Origin of the sequence: Azomonas macrocytogenes, assembly GCF_014191985.1 — a bacterium.
Taxonomy (GTDB): domain Bacteria; phylum Pseudomonadota; class Gammaproteobacteria; order Pseudomonadales; family Pseudomonadaceae; genus Azomonas; species Azomonas macrocytogenes.
The window spans coordinates 1-15,664 of the sequence record NZ_JACHXI010000010.1 but is presented as its reverse complement, the minus strand read 5'-3'; the positions used below and the strand labels follow the sequence as shown (position 1 = coordinate 15,664).

General features: G+C 59.6%; 15 protein-coding genes. 7 read left to right on the top strand and 8 right to left on the bottom strand.

Annotation, left to right across the window (positions count from 1 at the left end; all coding sequences use genetic code 11):
* Nucleotides 1-37: 37 nt before the first annotated feature.
* A complete protein-coding gene (locus FHR87_RS10820; protein ID WP_183166744.1) occupies nt 38-1,447 on the top strand; it encodes an aminoacyl-tRNA deacylase and HDOD domain-containing protein in 1,410 nt (469 codons plus the stop codon).
* Between the two features lie 49 nt (nt 1,448-1,496).
* Here FHR87_RS10820 and FHR87_RS10815 read toward each other — a convergent pair whose 3' ends face one another.
* Together FHR87_RS10815 and FHR87_RS10810 are read right to left on the bottom strand one after the other, a co-directional pair.
* Nucleotides 1,497-1,667 carry a DUF1328 domain-containing protein gene (locus tag FHR87_RS10815; protein WP_183166743.1) on the bottom strand — a complete coding sequence of 57 codons (171 nt, stop codon included), beginning with the start codon at nt 1,665-1,667 and terminating at the stop codon, nt 1,497-1,499.
* Nucleotides 1,668-1,872: 205 nt separating this feature from the next.
* Nucleotides 1,873-2,112 (bottom strand): hypothetical protein, encoded by a 240-nt coding sequence (locus tag FHR87_RS10810; protein WP_183166742.1) that lies wholly within the window; start codon nt 2,110-2,112, stop codon nt 1,873-1,875.
* Nucleotides 2,113-2,710: 598 nt separating this feature from the next.
* On the opposite strand from FHR87_RS10810, the gene algB reads away from it, so the two are divergent.
* Both algB and FHR87_RS10800 read left to right on the top strand, forming a co-directional pair.
* The gene (algB, locus tag FHR87_RS10805) at nt 2,711-4,057 is read left to right on the top strand and encodes a sigma-54-dependent response regulator transcription factor AlgB (protein ID WP_183166741.1); all 1,347 of its coding nucleotides are present in this window, start codon (nt 2,711-2,713) and stop codon (nt 4,055-4,057) included.
* Nucleotides 4,054-5,841 (top strand): ATP-binding protein, encoded by a 1,788-nt coding sequence (locus tag FHR87_RS10800; protein WP_183166740.1) that lies wholly within the window; start codon nt 4,054-4,056, stop codon nt 5,839-5,841. The genes algB and FHR87_RS10800 overlap by 4 nt, the downstream gene beginning before the upstream one ends.
* Nucleotide 5,842: 1 nt before the next feature.
* On the opposite strand, the gene FHR87_RS10795 is transcribed toward FHR87_RS10800, so the two are convergent.
* The 5 genes from FHR87_RS10795 to FHR87_RS10775 all read right to left on the bottom strand — a co-directional run bounded on the left by FHR87_RS10795 (nt 5,843) and on the right by FHR87_RS10775 (nt 11,119).
* Nucleotides 5,843-6,625, bottom strand: coding sequence for an N-acetylmuramoyl-L-alanine amidase (locus tag FHR87_RS10795; protein WP_183166739.1), 783 nt, complete (start codon nt 6,623-6,625; stop codon nt 5,843-5,845).
* Nucleotides 6,626-6,728: 103 nt separating this feature from the next.
* Nucleotides 6,729-8,639 (bottom strand): GGDEF domain-containing protein, encoded by a 1,911-nt coding sequence (locus FHR87_RS10790; RefSeq protein ID WP_183166738.1) that lies wholly within the window; start codon nt 8,637-8,639, stop codon nt 6,729-6,731.
* The gene (locus FHR87_RS10785) at nt 8,639-9,505 is read right to left on the bottom strand and encodes an endonuclease/exonuclease/phosphatase family protein (RefSeq protein ID WP_183166737.1); all 867 of its coding nucleotides are present in this window, start codon (nt 9,503-9,505) and stop codon (nt 8,639-8,641) included. Before FHR87_RS10785 ends, FHR87_RS10790 begins: the two co-directional genes overlap by 1 nt.
* Nucleotides 9,506-9,511: 6 nt before the next feature.
* Complete coding sequence (locus FHR87_RS10780; RefSeq protein WP_183166736.1) at nt 9,512-10,141, bottom strand: thiol:disulfide interchange protein DsbA/DsbL; 630 nt, start codon at nt 10,139-10,141, stop codon at nt 9,512-9,514.
* A 369-nt stretch (nt 10,142-10,510) separates the two neighbouring features.
* Nucleotides 10,511-11,119, bottom strand: a complete 609-nt coding sequence (locus FHR87_RS10775; protein WP_183166735.1) for a c-type cytochrome — start codon at nt 11,117-11,119, stop codon at nt 10,511-10,513.
* Between the two features lie 169 nt (nt 11,120-11,288).
* Here FHR87_RS10775 and yihA point away from each other — a divergent pair, with 169 nt between their 5' ends.
* From yihA to gabD, 4 genes are all read left to right on the top strand, one after another.
* Nucleotides 11,289-11,939 (top strand): ribosome biogenesis GTP-binding protein YihA/YsxC, encoded by a 651-nt coding sequence (gene yihA, locus FHR87_RS10770; RefSeq protein WP_183166734.1) that lies wholly within the window; start codon nt 11,289-11,291, stop codon nt 11,937-11,939.
* Between the two features lie 119 nt (nt 11,940-12,058).
* Nucleotides 12,059-12,484 carry an OsmC family protein gene (locus FHR87_RS10765; RefSeq protein WP_183166733.1) on the top strand — a complete coding sequence of 142 codons (426 nt, stop codon included), beginning with the start codon at nt 12,059-12,061 and terminating at the stop codon, nt 12,482-12,484.
* 169 nt (nt 12,485-12,653) lie between these two features.
* Complete coding sequence (locus FHR87_RS10760; RefSeq protein WP_183166732.1) at nt 12,654-13,571, top strand: D-hexose-6-phosphate mutarotase; 918 nt, start codon at nt 12,654-12,656, stop codon at nt 13,569-13,571.
* Between the two features lie 65 nt (nt 13,572-13,636).
* A complete protein-coding gene (gabD, locus tag FHR87_RS10755; protein ID WP_183166731.1) occupies nt 13,637-15,085 on the top strand; it encodes an NADP-dependent succinate-semialdehyde dehydrogenase in 1,449 nt (482 codons plus the stop codon).
* A gap of 119 nt (nt 15,086-15,204) precedes the next feature.
* Here gabD and FHR87_RS10750 read toward each other — a convergent pair.
* Nucleotides 15,205-15,664: aldo/keto reductase (locus tag FHR87_RS10750; protein WP_183166730.1), on the bottom strand; the 460-nt coding region annotated here is incomplete at its 5' end.

Here is a 15,664-nt window from a genome sequence, read left to right as displayed (position 1 = left end):
GCTACACTCACGCAAAACTCATGTTGGATAATTTTTTATGATAGTTGCTGTCGATAGCGGGCCACATCCAGAACTGCCTTCGCACGTTCTCCAGGCACTGGAAAAGTTCGACCTGAATTATCGCACCTGCCAAGACCGACCCGACCTGCCTGCCGCCCAACGAGTACAGTCCGTACTGCTTGAAGATGCCATCGGTATGCTGCTCGTGCTGTTTCCAAGGGATCGTCTGCTCGACCTGACCCTGCTGGCCGAATTGACCGGTCGCCAGCTCACAGCCGCCAAGCATGAAAAATTGCAACAGCTACTGGCTCGGCAGGCGTTGAATAGCCTGCCGGGACTGCCTCAGCTACTACCCGTACCCTGCCTTTACGAAGCCAGCCTGATGCAGCAGCCGACACTCTGGATTGAATCCGGACAACCTGGCCTGCTACTGGAGTTTACGCTGGAAGATTTGCGTAGTCTGATGGAAAAGGCCAGTAGCGGACACTTCGGTGTCGTCGTGAACGATATTCGTCCCAACCTTAATCGTCCCCACGAAGACCAGGCCGAAATCATCCGAGCCGTGGAATCCTTCACGGCCAGACGAATTCGCCAGCGCCTGGAAGAAACCATCGAAATTCCACCGCTGCCACAATCGGCCAACCGCATCATCCGGTTGCGCGTCGACCCCAAGGCTACCGTTGAAGACATCACCAATCTGGTGGAAACCGATCCGGCCCTGGCCGCCCAGGTCGTCAGCTGGGCGGCTTCACCCTATTACGCATCACCGAGCAAGGTCCGCTCTGTGGAAGATGCCATCGTCCGCGTACTGGGTTTCGACATCGTGATTAATCTGGCCTTGGGTCTGGCTCTGGGCAAAACCATCACCCTGCCCAAGGATGAACCGCAACAGAGCACACCTTACTGGCAGCAAGCGATCTATACCGCAACGGTCATCGACGGGTTGCTACGCATCATGCCACGAGCGCAACGCCCGGAATCCGGCATGGCCTACCTGTGCGGGCTTTTGCATAATTTCGGCTATCTGGTGCTGGCACATGTCTTTCCGCCGCATTTTTCATTGATTTGCCGGCACAGAGAGGTTAACCCGCACCTGCACCATAGCCAGATCGAGCAGCATCTACTGGGTATCACTCGCGAACAGATCGGCGCCTGGATGATGCAACATTGGGGAATGCCCGAAGAGCTCTATACCGCCCTACGCTTTCAGAACGACCTGCATTACCAGGGCGAATACGCGCTCTATCCGAACCTGATCTGGTTGACGGTTCGACTGCTGGGGAAACATGGAATCGGTAGCGACCCCGATCAGAATATTCCCGATGAGCTTTACGAAAAGCTGGGAATCGACCGGCAGAAAGCGGATGAGGTAGTGCAGAAGGTCTTCAGTGCAGAAACTGCCTTGCGTGAACTGGCACGGCAGATGAATCCGGTCGGGCCTCGATAAAAAACCGCCGCCCCCTGATAACAGGAAGCGGCTCCCGGTTCTTCAAACGTCAGACTCGTGGTCCGCGGCCCCGGCCAAAGATCAGCGAAACGACAAACAACACAAGGAATACGACGAACAGGATCTTGGCAATTCCTGTCGCGGTCCCGGCTATGCCGCCAAAGCCCAGAACGGCCGCAATAATAGCAATGATCAAAAATGTGACTGCCCAACTTAGCATGGCGTTTCTCCTCTTGCAGTGTTAACTCAATGAAAGCAGCCTGCTAGTTATCGCTCTGCTTTCATGAACTTTTCGACACCCTTGGCAAACAGGTGTGCGCCGCATCCATTCGGCCTGTTTCTCATGCATGTGACGTAGCTCGGATCAGCTATGCCATTCATCCCTGACCGCCAGATCGCAGCAGCTACTGGAACCAGAAAATCCTCTAAAAAACCCAGCGCTGTGAATCGGCGCCGTGGTTTTGTAGATGGACTATCGAACCCTCAGTGCTGCTTTGCGTCATCTGTATCGATGGAGTTTCATAGAGATGAATTTGTTCCGCCGATTTTGCCTCTGCTTGCCCAAACGGCTCGGTTCGCAAATCGTCAGCCCCCAGAATCAACATGGCCGCGACTCCAGCGAGAAAACCTTGACCAAGCAGCGAAAAGCGGTTCTGGGTATTCATGATTCATTGCTCCGATTAGCAGTGCAGGTCACCTTGCAGTCAGCATGCCAATCAAGTTAATACCTAATAATCAATAACTTAATAAAAAAACAAATGGATCTCCCACTGAATTTGCACGATCTGTATTTTCCCGGTCGGGCTTTTTGCAAGACTGGATTTTCTCTAGTCGGTAAACGCTTTTCCGCAACCTGAAATATTCGTTCCTGGCAGGTCCGCAGCTTGCTCGATTCAACCACTGGCAGAGCGTACGCGGCGAATTGCACTTTCCCTCAAACACTCTCAAAAGCGGGCACGATGCGTTTTTTTGCACACTCTGGCTTATCCCGGAAACAGACATAGTGGGCACCATGCAGAGTGCGCCATCTACCGTCTGGAGACTATCGACCAGTTAGCGGACAATGCATCGACGGGATTGCCTTGCGCACAACCGTGCAACTTGCAAGGCCACTGGTAGACTAAACAGTCGCAAAAACGCCGGGCATCAAGATTTGCTCGCCTGACCAGCCCACACGCGATGCAGGGGCTTCGACTGCCGGAGCCGCCTCGCCAAGCGGATTAACTAAGCGGGACCATCAATGGCCCGACTGGAGCATCATTCATGGAGCAATCGACGGATATCGGTGGCCGCATCCTGCTGGTGGATGACGAGGCAGCGATTCTGCGAACCTTTCGCTATTGCCTCGAGGATCGGGGCTACAGCGTTGCCACTGCGGCAAGTTCCGCCCAGGCGGAAGCCATTCTGCAACGTCAGGTCTTCGATCTGTGCTTTCTCGATCTACGCCTGGGTGACGAGAGCGGCCTGGACGTCCTGCAACAGATGCGGGGGATCGCCCCCTGGATGCGTGTCGTCATCGTCACTGCGCATTCGGCGGTGGATACGGCCGTGGACGCCATCCAGGCTGGCGCAGCCGATTATCTGGTAAAGCCTTGCAGCCCCGAACAACTGCGCCTGGCAGCCGCCAAGCAGCTTGAAGTTCGTCAGATGGCGGCACGGCTGGAAGCACTGGAGGGGGAAATCCGCAAGCGCAACGATGCCATCGGTTCCAACAGCCCAGCCATGATGGGCGTGCTGGAAACCGCCCGGCAGTTCGCCGATACCGATGCCAATATACTCATCCTGGGCGAGTCAGGTACCGGCAAGGGCGAGCTTGCCCATGCGATCCACGGCTGGAGCCGGCGCTCGAAAAAGGCCTTCGTCACCATCAACTGTCCCTCACTGTCGGCTGACCTGATGGAAAGCGAATTGTTCGGCCATAGCCGCGGCGCGTTTACCGGAGCTACGGAAAGCACGCTCGGACGGGTGAGCCAGGCCGATGGCGGCACTCTGTTTCTTGACGAAATCGGTGATTTTCCGCTGGCTCTGCAACCTAAGCTCCTGCGTTTTATCCAGGACAAGGAATACGAACGGGTCGGTGACCCGGTCACACGGCGCGCCGACGTACGCATTCTCGCGGCCACCAACCTCAATCTTGAAGAAATGGTTCGCGAGGGACGCTTTCGCGAAGATCTGCTCTATCGCCTCAACGTCATTACCCTGACTATTCCACCGCTGCGCGAGCGTCCGGAAGATGTGCGGGATCTGGCCGAGCGTTTCCTGGCCCACTTTGTCAAGAACTATGGCCGTCCGGCTCGTGGCTTCGGCGCCGGAGCCACCGCTGCGCTCAGGACCTATCGCTGGCCCGGCAACGTGCGCGAGCTGCGCAATGTGATCGAACGCGCCAGCATCATCTGTCCGCAAGCGATGATCGAAGTCTCCCATCTCGGCCTCGGCGAACAGGTTGCCAGCAACGCTCCGCGCGTGGGCGAGGCACTGAGTCTGGAAGAACTGGAAAAAGCTCACATCGCCGGCGTTCTGGCTGCCAGCGAAACACTGGAGCAGGCTGCGCGCATCCTCGGGATCGATGCCTCCACGCTCTACCGCAAGCGCAAACAGTACGGATTATGAAACTGCAGATGAAACTGAGAACCCGCCTGTTTCTCGGATTCTCGGCATTGATGACGGTGGCACTGCTGGGCTTGGGACTGGGGTTGGTAAGCGTGGTGCAGATGGCCCGAAGCCAGGAAATACTGATCAAGGACAGCTTCGGTACCATCGAAGTCAACCAGCAGTTGCGTCAAGTGTTGGAGAGGCATCTGGCACTATTGATCAAGGACGACCGCAATCTCGACACCTTGCAGACCACCCGCCAGGCCTTTTTCGATACCCTGGCCAGAGGGCTGGATGAAGCCATTGACGAGGAAGAGTGCCATAGCTACCAGGCGATTGCCGATGCCTATAGTGCCTTCAATTATCAGCTCGACCTGCCGCGCCCTGCCAACTGGTCGCTTGGACTGGATGACCAGCTGACCAATTCGTTGCAAGAGGTGCGCAACCTCATGAACGACATGCAGGGACAGGCCTATGCCCGGGTCCGTCATACTGAAACGGCTGCTCGCGAAAAGGCCTTGATGCTGGCCGGGATACTGACTCTGATCGGCATCGCGATACTGCTGATCGGCTTTATCACTGCCCATGGCTTTGCTCGCCGTTTCAGCTCACCTATCGAGAAACTGTCGCGCGCAGCCGATCAGATCGGCAAAGGTGACTTCAATATCAAGCTGCCGCGCTCCCCGATCGCCGAACTTTCTTCGCTGAGCACCCGCTTCGGGCTGATGGCCCACGCGCTGAACCAGTTCCAGCAGACCAACGTGGAAGCCCTGGTCAATGGCCAGCAGCGTTTGCAAGCCTTGCTCGACAGCATCGACGATGGTCTGCTGATCATCGATCGAGAGGGCTGCCTGGAACACGCCAATCCAGTCGCCCAACGTCAGTTGGCCTGGGATAACGAATACATTGGCCAAGCTCTGGGGCAGGCCCTGGGCGATCCGGCCTTGAACGATGCCGCGCAACAGGTTCTCAACGACCAGCCGCTGAACCAACCGCCGCAAGACCTGGATATCGAAGCCGATGGCGAAAGACGCCTGCTGGCCTGGCGCCTGAGTCCGGTCAGCCACCATGACGGGCGTATCAGCGGTGCGGTGATGGTGCTGCATGACGTAACCGACCAGCGCAACTTCGAGCGCGTGCGCAACGAATTCGTCCTACGCGCTTCCCATGAATTGCGCACGCCAGTCACCGGCATCCAAATGGCATTCAGCCTGCTGCGCGAAAAGCTCAAATTTCCGCAGAACAGTCGCGAATCCGACCTGTTGATCACTGTTCATGATGAATTGCACCGCCTGGTACAACAGATCAATGATCTGCTGGATTTTTCCCGCTACCAGAGCGGCCAGCAGAAGCTGCAACCAATACTCTGCGAGGTTTCGGCGCTGCTCGAAAAGGCCAGCCAGCGGCACCAGGCACAAGCAGCGCAATGCAATATCAACCTCAGCCTGGATATCGAACCCGAGTTGCCCGGCCTGATGCTGGATACGGCGCAGATGGAACGAGTGCTGGACAATTTACTCAGCAACGCGCTACGGCATACTCCGAGTGGTGGCCTGGTCCGCCTGCAGGCGCGCAGGCATGGCGATCGGGTAATTGTCAGCGTGGAAGACAATGGCGAAGGAATTCCCTACAACCAGCAGGCACGGATTTTCGAGCCGTTCGTGCAAATCGGTCGCCACCATGGCGGTGCCGGCCTGGGCCTGGCCCTGTGCAAGGAAATCGTCCAACTGCACGGTGGCAGGATCGGCGTGCACTCGCGGATCGGCCACGGAACCATCTTTTATCTATCGATGCCGGTATAGGCTACGACTTATCGTTGTTCAACACCGCCAGCAGCGCTGCCGTTTCCGCATCTGGCTCGCCATTGAACAGCGCCGGGCGATAGCGCATCTGGAAAGCAGCGATAACATTGCGGGTTTCCTGATCCAGTACACCGTGGCGCGGCACCTTGTAGCCGAAACGACCCAACTGGTTCTGAAACCAGGCAATATCCGGCAGGCGCGCGGCGAAGCGCATGCGCCAGGCACTCACAGCATGGGCGTCAGGCCAGGGAATCAGGCCAGCGTCGGCCAGGCGCTTCCAGGGAAACAGCGGGCCCGGATCGACCTTGCGCTGCGGTGCGATATCGCTGTGCCCGACGATGGCACCGGGCTTGAGGCCGTGGCGCTGCATGATGTCCTTGAGCAACACGATCAGCGCATCGATCTGTTTCTCGGAAAAGGGATACCAGAGACGTCCCTGCCCTGTCTGGATATAGCCGCGATTGACCAGCTCGATACCGATGGAGCTGGAATTCAGCCAGGTTCGTCCGTTCCATTCACTATCGCCGGCATGCCAGGCGCGCCGGGTTTCATCGATCAACTGGTAGACGGTGGCGGGCGAGTCGCCGATCAGATAATGGCTGCTTACTTCATCACTTCTGGTCAGCAATTCCAGCGAGCGCGGCAGGTCGGTGGAGGTGTAATGCAGGACGATGAATTGTTCACGGCTGTCCTGGCCTCTGGATGAGTAGCTTTTGTCGATCTGCAAGTCGCCGGCGCATCCGGCCAACAGCAGAAAGGCCGAAAGAAGGGGGCTGAATCTCATTGCAACCTCTTGGATCTATTGACGTTTATGCGCGAACCAGGTTGCCGCGCCCAATGACGTCATTGGCCGCACAAGGCGAAGGAGCAAGCTCCATTCAGCGGCATTAAGCCTCGATAATACCTGGCGGATCAATGCTGGTTCTGGCGCTCTGCTTGGGCATCCAACCCAACTCTACCCGATTACGACCCGCTTGCTTGGCCCGATAAAGCGCCTGATCGGCCCGCTCGAAGACGCGCTCGGGAACATCCTGCCCACCGAAGAAAGTCAGCCCAGTTGAAACTGTCACCAGAATCCGCTCGCCCTTGAAATGGAAGGGACATTCTTCGGTGCCACGGCGCAGGTCGTCCAAAACCTGCCTCCCGGCTTCGATGGTAGTGGCCGGCAGCAGCAACACGAATTCCTCACCGCCATAACGGGCAATAAAGTCGGTCTTGCGCAGGCGCAAGCGCCACTTGCTGGCGATGATCCGCAGCACCTTATCGCCAGCCAGATGGCCGTAGGTGTCGTTGATGTTCTTGAAGTGATCGATGTCCATGATCGCCAGCAGCAGATCACCACCATAGCGTTGCCAACGCGCCACTTCGAGGTCCAATCGGTCGCCCAAAGCCGCCCGGTTAGGCAGGCCGGTCAGGCTGTCATGCAGCGCTTTGTGCCGCTGCTCCTCCAGGCTCTGCCGGAGCTTGCCGGCCGTCTGTTCAATGCCAGACAGTCGTTCGCGCAGCTGCTGCAATTGCTCGCCGAATTGTACTTCGACTTCCCGGCGCCGGCCCTGATAGGCATCGACGGTTTGCAACAGATCACTCACTCGCGCCACGACAGTTTGCTTCACCTCGGCCAGTTCGGTCGCCTGCCGGACACAGCCATGCAGCCCAGCGGCTTGTTCACGCAGGGCGCAATCGAAGGCAGCGGCAACCTCGCTGGCGTGGCAATGACCTTCGTGCACGATCGTCAGGCTATCCTGCGTCGAGGCCAGCCGCTGATTCAGTTGCCCGACCTGTTTCTCGAAAGCCTGCGGATCGAAACCGAACAACCCGCGCAGCAGCACTGCCAGGTCATCGAGCAGCGGCGCCAATTCGTACCAGTTCAGCCCATGCAGAACGCGGTCGCGAATCGCCTGGACCTGGGGTTGTTCGGCGGCGGACAGTTGGAGATCTTCCAGCAGGCCAAGCAGGGTGGTTTCGATGTGCTCGGCAACGGCGCCATAGGCCGGCTCCGGATTGAATGGCAGAGCGTATTCGCTTTCGTCCAGCGATACCGCCTGGGTGGATTGATCATGGAGCGGCGGCGCAAGCGTTGCCGTCGCAGCATATCCGAGCGCTTCACCCAGCGACGGCTCGACCGGTACAGGTGCCGCGTCGACAGAAATTTTCGAGTCGGCCGATACCACATCGGTCGTATCGACAGGCGAAGCATCCGCTACTGGCTCGACCGCTGCGGCGGTATCGGGAATCGAAGCCGTCGCCTGCGGTGCTGGCAGCACGTCGGATGCGCCGGCTGGAAGCTTGCCGCCAAATAGGCGTTGCAGCAGACCACCCCGAGCCTGGTCGGTTGCTGGCGACGGCGTGAGTACCTGTCTCTGCAGCTCGCTCAGTTCGTGAAGCAGGACTTGCAGTTCGTCAAGCTGTTCTATCCGGCCATTGAGCTTCCTGGCCAGGCGCTTGAGCGAGCGGTTGGTGGTGGAAGCTACCGACAGCTGGCGCAACGGTTCGACCAGGCACCGCAAGGCCCGGGAAATCTGTTCCAGCCGCTCCTCACGCTGCCGGTCGGAAACCAGTAAGGCTTTTTCCAGGCGCGGCACCAACTCTTCAAGGCCAGCGTCCAGGTCATTGCGATGCAGCAGCAGATCGCGCAGTTCCTTCATACAGCCATCGACCATCCGGTCGTTGCCCTCGGCCGCCATGCTGGTGCGTACCAGGCTGCGGCGCAGCAAATCAAGGCGGGCATGCCAGAGTTTCTCCCGCGCTTCCTGGTGGTCAAGGCTATTCAGGTACTTGTTTTTCCAGTCGTCCTTCATCACACGGGAGTCGTGATCAGAGGCTGCGCGCCTTTGTGCAAATCCGTGGGCAAACGGATCTCGACGGCGACCGGAAGGTGATCGGAAATCGGCTGGGCCAGTACCTCGACCCGTTCGATAGCAAGGCTCGGACTGAGCAGAATATGGTCCAGGCAGCGGCGCGGTCGCCAACTGGGAAAAGTAGCCTCGATCTGCGGTGCCAGCAGGCCGAGGTCGCGCAGCGGAGAGTGTTCCAGCAGATCCACCGCATGGGTGTTCATGTCCCCCATCAGCACCACGTGGCGATAACCGCCGATCAGCTCACGTATATAGGCCAGTTGCCGGGTGCGGACCCGGGTGCCCAGCGCCAGGTGCATCATCACCACAGCCAGGCTTTCGGCGCCGTCGCCGAAGCGCAGCAGGATGGCGCCACGCCCGGCGGGCCCAGGCAATGGATGGTCTTCCAGCAAATGCGGCTCGAGTCGGCTCAGCACGCCATTGCTGTGCTGGGCAAAGTAGCCGAGGTTTCGATTGAGCTGTTGATACCAGTAGGGGAAGGCACCGAGCTGGGCCAGGTGCTCGACCTGATTGACGTAGCCCGAGCGCAGGCTGCCGCCATCGGCCTCCTGCAGGGCGACCAGATCGTAGCGCCCGAGCAGTTCCCCGATCCGCCCGAGATTCAGCGCCCGCCCGGCATGCGGCAGCAGGTGCTGCCAACTGCGGGTCAGATAATGGCGGTAACTACCCGTACCGATACCAACCTGGATGTTGAAGCTGAGCAGCCGAAGCCGGCCATCCGCCGGCAGGCCACTGCTATCGAGGCACTGGGAATTGACCTTGGCCCGACCGCAAATGGCCGAGCGCGGTGTACTCCAACGACGCAGCATGATGGATCACTGCGCCGCGCGTTCTTTGGCGATCAGGCTATCGGCCAGCTCGAGCATGTGCTCCGGGCCGCCAGCCGAGCTAATGTCGAAACGATATTTACCGTTGATCACCATGGTCGGCACACCGGCGATCTTGTAGGACATGGCCTGCTTCCTGACTTTCTCCATATTGCCCTTCACCGCGAAGGAGTTATAGGTACCGAGGAATGCCTCGCGATCAACGCCCTGGCCAACGAGAAAGTCGGCCATTTCGTCTGGCGTAGCGAGCTTCTTGCCTTCTTTGTGAATGGCGGCGAACACCGCATCGTGCACTTTTTGCTCGACACCCATGGTTTCCAGGGTCAGGAAGAGTTGGCCATGGATGTCCCAGATCTTGCCGAACAGGGCGGGAATCCGATGGAAGGCTACATCCTTGGGCAACTTCTCGACCCATGGATTGAGCACTGGCTCGAACTGATAGCAGTGCGGGCAGCCGTACCAGAACACCTCGACCACCTCGATCTTGCCTGGCTGGGCGACGGGAACGGGCTTCTCCAACTCGACATAATTCTTGCCGGCTTCGAACTCCTCCGCCTGGGCTGCCAACCCGAACAGGCTGGTCGTGGCAAGAACGATACCGAGAATGAGCTTACGCATTGATGACTCCTTGAGCTGCGAAGATTGCCAGCCACGCCCCAGGGCCTGGCAGGCGAGAATGAACGAGACGCTGAAACCGGTCTGCGGCTACGTCCGCTGCAGGGCAGGCGAAACGAAAACAGGCGACCCGGTATGCAGCTTCGGTCACCCTTTTTCTACCACATCCACCGGCGCGTCAAAGCCTTTTCGCCAGAGCCTGTCCTGATTCACTTATTTTTGCTCAAACCGGCATATCGAAGTAAACAAAGACTGGATCAAGCCATCAAACCGCCGTCGGCTACGATAGCGGGGCCGGCAACTTCGTGCGGCAGGCCCATACACAGCGCTTCGCCGGCGATGCTCCGGGCCCGGCTGAAGGCTGATGAGTTCTCAATGCAAACCCTGGATATAGCTGGCCAAGGCCTCGATATCGCGCTTGCCGAGCCTGGCGGCGATAGCACGCATAGGCATGGCATCGCCATCGTTGCTGCGTACGCCATCGCGAAAATCGTTCAACTGCTTGGCGGTGTAGGCTGAATGCTGCCCGGCCAGGCGCGGAAAGCGGGCCGGGCCGTTGCCGACGCCGTCGGGCGCGTGACAACCGCTGCAGGCCGGCACCCCGAGTGCCATGTCGCCGCCGCGAAAAAGCTGCTCGCCACGCTCGACCAAGGCCGGATCGGCATAACCGGACAGTGGTTTTTGCATGGCGAAATAAGCGGCGATATCGGCCAGTTCCTGCTCATCCCGCGCGTCGAGCATGCCGGTCATCTCGAACACTTTACGCCCGCTGCCGGCCTTGATCTCCCGCAGTTGCTTGAGCAGATAAGGCTCACCCTGGCCGGCCAGTTTCGGGAAATTCGGCACCGGGCTGTTACCATCCATGCCATGGCAGGCCCCGCACAGGGCAGCCTTACCCCGGCCGGCCTGCGGATCGCCTTGCGCCTGGACCTGACCGACCAGCCCCAGGGCCAGCAACAGACTTGCGAGCACTCGTTTCACAGACTGATCCAGAAAGCATTGGGTCATTGAACAGTATCATCCATGGCTAAAGCCGGAATTTGCACCATCGACCGGGCAGGCGCACATAAAAACGGGCGGCATTATATACTCGTGCGGCCGCCACGCTACCGAAGCGGCGCCAAGCCGCACACTGTCACCGGAACCTTCCATGCCCCCGAAAAACCCGATCCTGGGCCTGTGCCAGCAGGCTTCCTTCCTCATCAGCGCCGCCAAGGTCGACCAGTGCCCGACCGACGCCGGTCTGGAAATCGCCTTCGCCGGCCGCTCCAATGCCGGCAAATCCAGCGCATTGAATACCCTGACCCACGCCAATCTGGCGCGCACGTCGAAAACGCCAGGGCGCACCCAACTGCTCAATTTTTTTCGACTCGACGAACAGCGCCGCCTGGTCGATCTGCCCGGCTACGGCTACGCCAAGGTGCCGATTCCACTCAAGCAGCACTGGCAGCAACATCTGGAAGCCTACCTGAGTAGCCGCGCCAGCCTGGCCGGCGTCTTTCTGATGATGGATATTCGCCATCCACTGACCGATTTCGACCGGCTGATGCTGGACTGGGGCCGCGCCAGCCGCATGCCACTGCATATCCTGCTGACCAAGGCTGACAAACTGGCTTTCGGCGCGGCCAAGAACGCCTTGCTGAAAGTCGAGCGCGAAATCCGCCAGCAATGGGGTGACAATGCCAGCATCCAGCTGTTCTCCGCTCCCAAACGCCAGGGCATCGAACAAGCGCAACAGGTCATGGCACAGTGGCTAGGGCTGATCGAACAAATCGAACAACCAGACGAGCCTGAAGCCTGAAAGAATCCGCCTCCAGGCGCCCGTACATTTACCCAGCCCCATATTTTCCCGGAACTAGTCTTGCCGGCGCCACCTCTGAATAAGCTGACGCAAACGTCCCTACCCGGAGGAAACACAGCATGAAGAAGACCGCATCAGCTGTATGGCAAGGTGGACTGAAGGATGGCAAAGGCTCGCTCAGCACCCAGAGCGGTGCCTTGAAGGATACGCCTTACGGCTTCAACACCCGCTTCGAAGATACCCCCGGCACCAACCCTGAAGAACTGATTGGAGCTGCCCATGCCGGCTGCTTTTCCATGGCCCTGTCGAACATCCTCGGCCAGGCGGGCCTGACCGCCGAACGCATCGAAACCAAGGCCGAAGTCAATTTCGAGAAAATTGGCGATGCCTTCACCATCACGGCCATCGCCCTGGAGCTCAAGGCCAAAATTCCCGGCACCGATAACGCCAAATTCCAGGAGCTGGCCACCCAGGCGAAGGAAGGCTGTCCGGTATCGCGCGTACTGAACGCCGAAATCAGCCTGCACGCCACACTGGAAAACTGATCCATTCACCACCCGTACGACGGTATGTTCCTTCCTGCGCAGCATTGCCGTCGTGCGCTCCCGATATCGTCACCCCGTCCGCCTGTTTGCGCTCCTGCAGCCTGTATTGGCGTTTTCCCAAGGCTGTGGTTCTAATGCGCAACCTCTCTCAGGAACAAGGAACCTGCCGATGTCCCACTCGCTGTCATTACGCGTCGAACGCCAGGAAAAAGACCAACTGACCTGCTGGCGAATCGGTACGGCACAAGCCGAACTACTGGTCGCCGAACAAGGCGCTCAGGTTCTGAGTTACCAGCGCCGAGGCGAGCAACCGCTGATCTGGCTCAGCGAGCAGGCAGAATTCAAGCGCGGCCAGTCCCTGCGCGGCGGCGCGCCGCTGTGCTGGCCCTGGTTCGGCGATCTCAAGCGCAGCCCCCAGAGCGTCCAGGCCATGCATCGCGACCCGGCAGCCGGTCCATTCCACGGGCTGGTACGCAATCTACCCTGGCAGTTGCAGGATATCGCGGCGGCAGACCATGCCATCACCCTGGTCTTTGGCCTGACCCACTCGCCGGAAGGCCTACCGGACTGGCCTCACCAAGTCACGCCAAGCCTGGCAATCCGCCTCGATGAAAAACGCCTGACCCTGACGCTGGCCAGCCGCAACGATGGCGACCAGCCAGTCGCCCTGAGCCAGGCCCTGCATACTTATTTCGCCGTCAGCGATATCCATCAGGTCGAGATTCCCGAACTGGCCGGCTGCCGCTATATCGATACCTTGCAAGACTGGAGCGAGCGCACCCAGGACGGCGCGCTGACCTTCACCGGCGAGACCGACCGCATCTACCTGGGCACGCCCGAGCTGATCCGTCTGCGTGATCCACGCTGGCAACGGCAGATCTGCCTCCAGGCGCACGATTCGTGCTCGGCCATCGTCTGGAATCCGTGGATCGACAAGGGCAAGCGCCTTTCGCAATTCGCCGATGACGCCTGGCAGCGCATGCTCTGCATCGAAACGGCGAACGTGTTGGACGATATCGTCGAACTGGCGCCCGGTGCCCAGGCGAACCTTGGAGTCAGCCTCTGGACAGAGCCTCTGCAGGCATGACATGAACGCCGAATTCCGCTCATGAGGTGCCCGACCGGGCGCCCGGCAGACTGAGGAAATTCCCCATGCAACTCAACGACAGCAGCCTGTTCCGCCAGCAAGCCTATATCGATGGCGCCTGGCTGGATGCCGATCATGGCCAGACCATCGAAGTCACCGATCCTGCCAGCAACCAGCCCTTGGGCAGCGTGCCTAAAATGGGCACGGCGGAAACTCGCCGCGCCATCGATGCCGCCGAGCGCGCCCTGCCGGCCTGGCGGGCGCTGACCGCCAAGGAGCGCTCGCAGAAGCTGCGCCGCTGGTTCGAACTGATTCTGGAAAACCAGGACGATCTGGCCCGACTGATGACCCTGGAACAAGGCAAGCCGCTGGCCGAGGCCAAAGGCGAGATCGTCTACGCTGCCGCCTTCATCGAATGGTTCGCCGAGGAAGCCAAGCGTGTCTACGGCGATACCATTCCCGGCCACCAGGCCGACAAACGCATTCTGGTGATCAAGCAGCCGGTCGGTGTCACTGCGGCCATCACCCCGTGGAATTTCCCGGCCGCGATGATCACCCGCAAGGCCGGTCCGGCCCTGGCGGCCGGTTGCACCATGGTCGTCAAGCCCGCCAGCCAGACCCCGTTCTCCGCCCTGGCGCTGGCGGTGCTGGCCGAACGGGCCGGGATTCCCCAGGGTGTGCTCAGCATCGTCACCGGCGCGTCCGGCGAAATTGGTGGCGAGCTGACCGCCAACGCCAAGGTGCGCAAGCTATCCTTCACCGGTTCCACTGAAATCGGCGCCAAGCTGATGCAACAAAGCGCAGCCACCATCAAGAAAATTTCCCTGGAACTGGGCGGCAACGCGCCTTTTATCGTTTTCGACGATGCCGATCTGGACGAAGCGGTCAAAGGCGCCCTGTCATCGAAATATCGCAATGCCGGGCAAACCTGTGTCTGCGTCAACCGCCTCTATGTGCAGGATGGCGTGTATGACGCGTTCGCGGAAAAACTCAAGGCGGCAGTCGGCCGGCTCAAGGTCGGCAACGGCCTGGATGAAGGGGTCGAGATCGGTCCTTTGATCGACGAACGCGCCGTGGCCAAAGTGCGCGAGCATATCGACGATGCCCTGGCCAAGGGTGCCCAGCTGATCGCCGGCGGCAACTCTCATAGCCTGGGCGGGACGTATTTCGAACCGACCCTACTGGTCGATGTACCGGATGACGCCAAGGTCTCTCACGAGGAAACCTTCGGTCCACTGGCGCCGCTGTTCCGCTTCAAGACCGAAGAAGAAGCCATTGCCAAGGCCAACGCCACCGAGTTCGGCCTGGCCTCCTACTTCTACGCCCGCGACCTCAGCCGGGTTTTCCGGGTGGCGGAGGCGTTGGAATACGGCATGGTCGGTATCAATACCGGCCTGATTTCCACGGAAGTGGCGCCGTTCGGCGGCATCAAGTCCTCGGGCCTGGGCCGCGAAGGCTCCCGGTATGGCATCGAGGAATACCTGGAAATGAAATATCTCTGCCTGAATGTCTGAACCCAGTCACAGGCAGCGCCGGGCATAGGCTTGACGAATGCTTCGCCAGGGCAACCCGGTGTCATTTCGCACACATCGGATGGGCGCTGCGTCGCCCATCCGGCCTCGCCCTGGCAAAACTAAATATTCACCATGGTCATGACCGCCTCCGGGTAGCGCATTCCCGCTGCCGCATCCGGCGGGAATAGCGCATTCAGTCGAGCGAGATCGGCCTGGCTCAGCTCGATATCCACCGCAGCGATGTTTTCCTCCAGATAGGTGCGGTGTTTGGTGCCGGGAATCGGGATCAGATCCTCGCCTTGCGCCAGCACCCAGGCGAGCGCCAATTGGGCAGGCTTGACGCCCTTGTCGGCAGCCATGCTTTTCACCTGGTCGACCAGTTCGAGATTGCGTTGGAAATTCTCGCCCTGGAAGCGTGGGCTGAAGCGACGATAGTCGTCTTTGGCAAAATCGTCGGGCGAGCCGAAGGCGCCAGTGAGAAATCCTTGAACCTGTCCCCTGAGAACGGACGCCAAGAAGCACGGGGTCAAGCGGCCTGCTTCATCTTCCTGGCATAGTCGTTGGGCGACAGGTAGCCAA

Excerpts from the sequence above, each read along its gene's own strand:
- gabD (WP_183166731.1), top strand. The coding sequence starts at position 13,637 with ATGCAACTCAACGACAGCAGCCTGTTCCGCCAGCAAGCCTATATCGAT.
- FHR87_RS10820 (WP_183166744.1), top strand. The coding sequence starts at position 38 with ATGATAGTTGCTGTCGATAGCGGGCCACATCCAGAACTGCCTTCGCAC.
- algB (WP_183166741.1), top strand. The coding sequence starts at position 2,711 with ATGGAGCAATCGACGGATATCGGTGGCCGCATCCTGCTGGTGGATGAC.
- FHR87_RS10790 (WP_183166738.1), bottom strand. The coding sequence starts at position 8,639 with ATGAAGGACGACTGGAAAAACAAGTACCTGAATAGCCTTGACCACCAG.
- FHR87_RS10810 (WP_183166742.1), bottom strand. The coding sequence starts at position 2,112 with ATGAATACCCAGAACCGCTTTTCGCTGCTTGGTCAAGGTTTTCTCGCT.
- FHR87_RS10795 (WP_183166739.1), bottom strand. The coding sequence starts at position 6,625 with ATGAGATTCAGCCCCCTTCTTTCGGCCTTTCTGCTGTTGGCCGGATGC.
- FHR87_RS10760 (WP_183166732.1), top strand. The coding sequence starts at position 12,654 with ATGTCCCACTCGCTGTCATTACGCGTCGAACGCCAGGAAAAAGACCAA.
- FHR87_RS10800 (WP_183166740.1), top strand. The coding sequence starts at position 4,054 with ATGAAACTGCAGATGAAACTGAGAACCCGCCTGTTTCTCGGATTCTCG.
- FHR87_RS10765 (WP_183166733.1), top strand. The coding sequence starts at position 12,059 with ATGAAGAAGACCGCATCAGCTGTATGGCAAGGTGGACTGAAGGATGGC.
- FHR87_RS10780 (WP_183166736.1), bottom strand. The coding sequence starts at position 10,141 with ATGCGTAAGCTCATTCTCGGTATCGTTCTTGCCACGACCAGCCTGTTC.
- FHR87_RS10785 (WP_183166737.1), bottom strand. The coding sequence starts at position 9,505 with ATGCTGCGTCGTTGGAGTACACCGCGCTCGGCCATTTGCGGTCGGGCC.
- FHR87_RS10815 (WP_183166743.1), bottom strand. The coding sequence starts at position 1,667 with ATGCTAAGTTGGGCAGTCACATTTTTGATCATTGCTATTATTGCGGCC.
- yihA (WP_183166734.1), top strand. The coding sequence starts at position 11,289 with ATGCCCCCGAAAAACCCGATCCTGGGCCTGTGCCAGCAGGCTTCCTTC.